We start from the raw sequence: 4,638 nt of genomic DNA, 5'->3' as shown, positions 1-4,638 counted from the left end.
GGGACGGGGCTGGAGGCGCCGGGGAAGGACTCCCAGCCCTCGGCTTCGGGCGGCGGCTGGACGCGGGAGGGGACTTCCTCGCCGGGAGCGGCCTGGGGACTCGCGGGAGCCGGTGGGACTTCGGAAGCGGGCTTGCCGGGTTCGCTCCAGGACTCGTCGGGGGTCGCGCTCCGGGGAGGCGGACTGGACGTCTGGGCCCGGGCGGGAATGGCCGGCGCCAGGACCATTATCGACAGGCTGAGGAAACCGGGGAGGCGCATGGTGGAGGAAGGCAGGCAGCCTAGCCCACGCTCCGCCCATGAACGAGGCCGGCCTGCCCGACCTCTCCCCCGCCATCCGGTCGCGTCCGGAAAGCGGCAGCCGCGCCACAATGCTGATGACGGGGGCCGGGCACGGTCTACCATCCGCGCCGCGCGCATGGCGTCGGTGAGGAGAGCCAACGGGATGAGGGTCGGACGGGGTGCACTGCTGATGGCGCTCGCCCTGGGCGCGTGCAGCAGGCCCGGTGCGGGCACGGACGCGACGGGAGCGTCGGATGCGGGGGCCATCGGGATTCCGGGACGGCCGTCCACACTGACGCTGCCCTCGTGCGAGGAGCTGCTTCCGGCGGACCTGCGCGACCTCACGCTGAACGGCTTCACGATGAAGGAGGAGCGCGCGTGTCCCACGTGCGGGCCCGTGTGCTCGCTGCGTTCAGCGGCGCTGGCGGGCGTGTCCGTGTCGGTGGCGTATGACTGCCAGCCGAACTACGCGAACGCGGATGTGCGCGCGCTGCTCGAGCCCACGCTGAACGTGGGCGGCGAGGAGATTCCGGCGCTGGGCAAGGCCGCCGCGCGCCGTAACCCCGTGCAGGGCATGACGCAGGTGGTGGCGTGGGATGACGACACGCCGTGCGTCGTGGTCGTGACCTGGCTGGGGGATGACCCCGACCGCGCGATGGACGTGGCCCGGCTCGCGGTGACGTCGAATCACGGCGTGAGGGATACGACGGCGGACGCGGGCTCGGAGCTTCCGGCCGACGCGGGGGACAGCCTTCTGCGGGATGAACCGCTGGAGCCGATGGACAGCCTCACCGCGCCGCGCGCGGGTTCGAAGGACCTGCTCTCCGCGCCTCCGGGCACGGGCGCCCAGAAACCGTCGCCTGTCCCCTCCCCGCGTCCTGTCGCGCCAGTGCCCGCGAGTCCGAAGCCCGTGGCGCCCGCACCGGCTGCGCAGTAGCCCGCGGCGGACTCAGTAGGGCCACTTCGCGATGGCGTAGGCGTGAGTGGCCTTGTGATTGAGCCACACGAGCAGCAGTGCCACCGTCCAGCGCAACGCCTTGGGACGCGTGGCCAGCCAGTCGCCCGCGACGAACATGACCGGGAAGAGCACCGCGCCGAAGCGGAAGGCATTTCCCAGGTCGCCTTGAGGCAGCATCACCAGAAGTGACAGCAGGACATAAAGGCCCAGGGCCCGGTCGCGGCGCCACAACATCACCCCGAACACCAGCCACGCGGCCCCGAAGACGTTCCGAAGCACCAGCCAGCCGTTGAATCCCTGGTGCCAGGGATTGCCGAACCACAGCCCCCGGACGGCGCCCCAGACAGAGTCCACGTGATTCCACTCCCGCTGGGCCTTCAGGAACATGAAGGGGTCACCGGAGCGGCTCCACTCGAAGACGAGCAACCCTCCGAACGCCACCAGCGACAGACACCCCATGAAGCCGAACCGCACGAAGCGCTCGCGCCACGACGGTTCGCGCATGGCTGCCAGGAGCGCGGCGGCGATGGCCACGAAGCAGCCCTGGTTGCGCGTGAAGATGCACAGCGAAACCAGCACGGCCGAGGGCAGGAGCAGCCCACGCGAAGCACACGCCAGGGCCCCGAACGACAGGAGCAGGAAGAGCCCCTCCGTGTGGTGCGAATGGAGCGCGAAGCTGGCGGGAGCGTAGAGGAAGACGAACCACCCCCAAGGCGTCCGGGCCGTCATCCCTTCGCGCTCCGGCCCCTGCCGCGCCCAATGGGTGTTCCACGCGACGAAGCCCAGCAGGCATGCCGTGGACAGGGCCGCGCCGACGACCTGGGGCGGCAGCGTGCCTCCCAGCCCCTGCCGCACCAGCCAGACCAGGCCCGGGTACAGCGGCAGGAAGGCCCAGAGGGGCCAGGAGTAACCCTCCAGGACCAGCGTGCTGTAGTGGTGCGAGTCCCAGCGATCCAACACCAGGAGCGGTGGGATGTCCCGGCGCCAGGCCGTCCACGCCCAGAGCCCGAAGTGGTGGACCAGGAGCAGCGCCACCAGGCTCCAGGGCGAAGACGCGATCTTGAGACGGAGCGAACCCGCCGACTGAGAGGTGGGACCCATGAGCGGGGGTCTCCATGCCCTCGCGGCACGGCTCAAGCAAGAACCCTGCACTGCGCGGTCATCCCCAGAGGGAATGACCGCGCCGGTGCGGTTCGCTCCCCGCTACAGCGTCTCCAGGTACGCCACCAGGTCGTCCATGTCCGCGTCGGACAGCCCCGCCGTCGTGCCGTGCAGGTTCGTCTCGCGGCCGTTCATCAGGCGGGCCTTGAGCGTGGGCGCGCTGCCGTCATGCAGGTACGGCGCGGTGCGGCCCACGCCCAGCAGCGACGGCGTGTTGAGCCCCGTCTTGATGACCGCCGCCGCGTCCTGCAGCACGCCCGAGAGCACGAACGTGCCCACGTCCACGTTGCGGTTGTCCGTGAGCGCAGCGCCCGTGTGGCACGTGTCGCACTTCGCCTGCGTGAAGAGGGCGGCGCCGCGCGTCTGGGACGCCGTCAGCGGCTCGCCATGGAACGCGTTGTCCGGCGCGGGGATGGCGTCGATGAACGCTCCCAGCTTCGCCACCGTGTCCGCGTCCAGCTCCTGGCCGCCCATGCGGTCCTTCACCGTGGCACTCATGAAGTCCCCCAGCGCGGAGAACTCGCCGCTCCAGTGGAAGGGCGCCGTCGCCGTGGTCATGCGACCCGCCAGGCTGGGCGTCTGGCGCGGCCCGTCCGGGAAGCCCCACACGTGGCCGTCCTCGCGGCCCTCCAGGTGGCACGACGCGCAGGACACCGCCACGGACGGGCTGGTCATCCGCGCATCCACCGCGCTGAAGAACAGCCGCCGGCCCGCCGCCGCCATCGGCGACAGCGTGTCGCCCACGATGACCAGGCGCTCACCCTCCTCGCGGATGTCCCCTAACGCGTTGCCGCTGGACCCCAGCGTGCTGACCGTGTGGTCGAACGCGTTGTAGACGTACGCCTTGCGACCGTCCCGCGTGAGCGCGATGCCGTTGGGGCCCGCCCCCACGGCAATCAGCTGCCGCACCGGGCTCGTCTCGTTCACCAGGTCCGAACCGGAGCGGCGCCACGAGGGCAGGATGGCCACGTTGTTAGAGTCCTGGTTCACCAGGAACAGCCACGCGCCCGTGGGGTCCACCACCGCCGCCGCCGGCCCCTGCAGGGGCGTGTCGAACAAGGGGCTCGCGACGAGCGACGTGGGGTAGTCCGGCTTCTCCTCCGGCGGCGGCTTGCACTCGTCCAGGTCGTCCACCACCGGGCGGGGCGCTTCGTCCTCCGCGTCGAAGGTGATGAGCCCCGCGGCCACCACGCCGCCACCGGCCGACGCGCCGCAGGGCGTCCCGCCGCCGTACATCGACTCTCCCGGATTGGGTCCGCGGCCGTCCACGGGCCCGCCCAGCGGATCCTCGCGCGACCACAGCACCGGCGCGAAGAGGCGACGGCCATCCGGAGCGCTCAGCAGGTCCACCATGCCGCGCGACCGGAAGGAGCGCGGGCCCTGCTGGGGATTCATGGGCAGCGGCTCGAACTCCGAGGGGGCAGCAGAGGGCGACGGCCGGTTCGCCTTCGCGAGCAGGTCCGTGCCGCCGCGCATCACCTGGGGCTGGTTCGCGTCCGACAGGTCCACCGTCATCACGTCGCCCTGCCGGAACAACGACACCGCCGCCTTGCGGCCGTCCTCCAGCAGCGCGATGCCTCGCGGCTCCTCGCCCAGCGGCAGCTCCCAGCGCGCCGTGAGCGTGCCCGTGTCGATGGCGGTGAGGCTGCCCCGCGCGGCGGACTCACGCATGGCGCTGTTCACCACGTACAGCGTGCTGCCATCCGGAGACAGCGCCATCCCCGTGGGCTCCACGCCCACCGGGACGCGCGCGGCCTCCACCGCGTCTCCCTTGCGGATGACGGACACGCTCCTGCCGCCCCGGTTCGTCACGTACACGGTGTCGTCCGGGCCCACCGCCACGCGCTCCGGACGCGGGCCCACCCGCACCTCGGACACCTTCTCCCGGCGTGCGGTGTCCACCACGGCGAGGATGCCGTTGTCCGCGTCCACCACGTAGAGCAGCGAGTCGTCCCGGCTGAGCGCCACGGACCCGGAGGCATTGCTCCAGGTGCCCGCGACCTCACGCTCCTTGCAACCCGACAGAACCAGCGTCGTCACCGCGCACAGCGCGGCCCATCCCTGCCGTCGCATCGGAAATGCCATCCCCTCCCGCGAAGGCTTTCGCGCGCTCCTCCGACCCCACCCTGCGCGCATGCCCCACGGCCTGTTCGGGAGCGTGCCGGCCCTGCTCACACGCCTTCCCGAGGGCCGCATGCTCGCTCACCCGCCCCCCGAAGTCGACGCCCTCTCCACCCG

The 4,638-nt window shown here is 71.6% G+C and carries 3 protein-coding genes and 1 pseudogene; 1 reads left to right on the top strand and 3 read right to left on the bottom strand.

Annotated features, from left to right (window positions below):
* A pseudogene (locus D7Y15_RS46225) lies at window positions 1-260 on the bottom strand (hypothetical protein); the annotation flags it as partial.
* 184 nt (window positions 261-444) lie between these two features.
* Here D7Y15_RS46225 and D7Y15_RS42365 point away from each other — a divergent pair.
* Window positions 445-1,218 (top strand): hypothetical protein, encoded by a 774-nt coding sequence (locus tag D7Y15_RS42365; protein ID WP_199746064.1) that lies wholly within the window; start codon window positions 445-447, stop codon window positions 1,216-1,218.
* A gap of 12 nt (window positions 1,219-1,230) precedes the next feature.
* Here D7Y15_RS42365 and D7Y15_RS42360 read toward each other — a convergent pair whose 3' ends face one another.
* Window positions 1,231-2,340, bottom strand: coding sequence for a hypothetical protein (locus D7Y15_RS42360; RefSeq protein WP_121756103.1), 1,110 nt, complete (start codon window positions 2,338-2,340; stop codon window positions 1,231-1,233).
* A 102-nt stretch (window positions 2,341-2,442) separates the two neighbouring features.
* Window positions 2,443-4,473 carry a c-type cytochrome gene (locus tag D7Y15_RS42355; RefSeq protein ID WP_121756102.1) on the bottom strand — a complete coding sequence of 677 codons (2,031 nt, stop codon included), beginning with the start codon at window positions 4,471-4,473 and terminating at the stop codon, window positions 2,443-2,445.
* Window positions 4,474-4,638: the final 165 nt, after the last annotated feature.

Source organism: Corallococcus sp. AB030 (assembly GCF_003668965.1).
In the GTDB taxonomy this organism is placed as follows: Bacteria; Myxococcota; Myxococcia; order Myxococcales; family Myxococcaceae; genus Corallococcus; species Corallococcus exiguus.
The sequence above is the reverse complement of the archived record's forward strand: the minus strand, read 5'-3'. Positions and strand labels throughout refer to the sequence as shown.

Coding starts and splice junctions, on each gene's coding strand:
- D7Y15_RS42365 (WP_199746064.1), top strand. CDS start 445: ATGAGGGTCGGACGGGGTGCACTGCTGATGGCGCTCGCCCTGGGCGCG.
- D7Y15_RS42360 (WP_121756103.1), bottom strand. CDS start 2,340: ATGGGTCCCACCTCTCAGTCGGCGGGTTCGCTCCGTCTCAAGATCGCG.
- D7Y15_RS42355 (WP_121756102.1), bottom strand. CDS start 4,473: ATGCGACGGCAGGGATGGGCCGCGCTGTGCGCGGTGACGACGCTGGTT.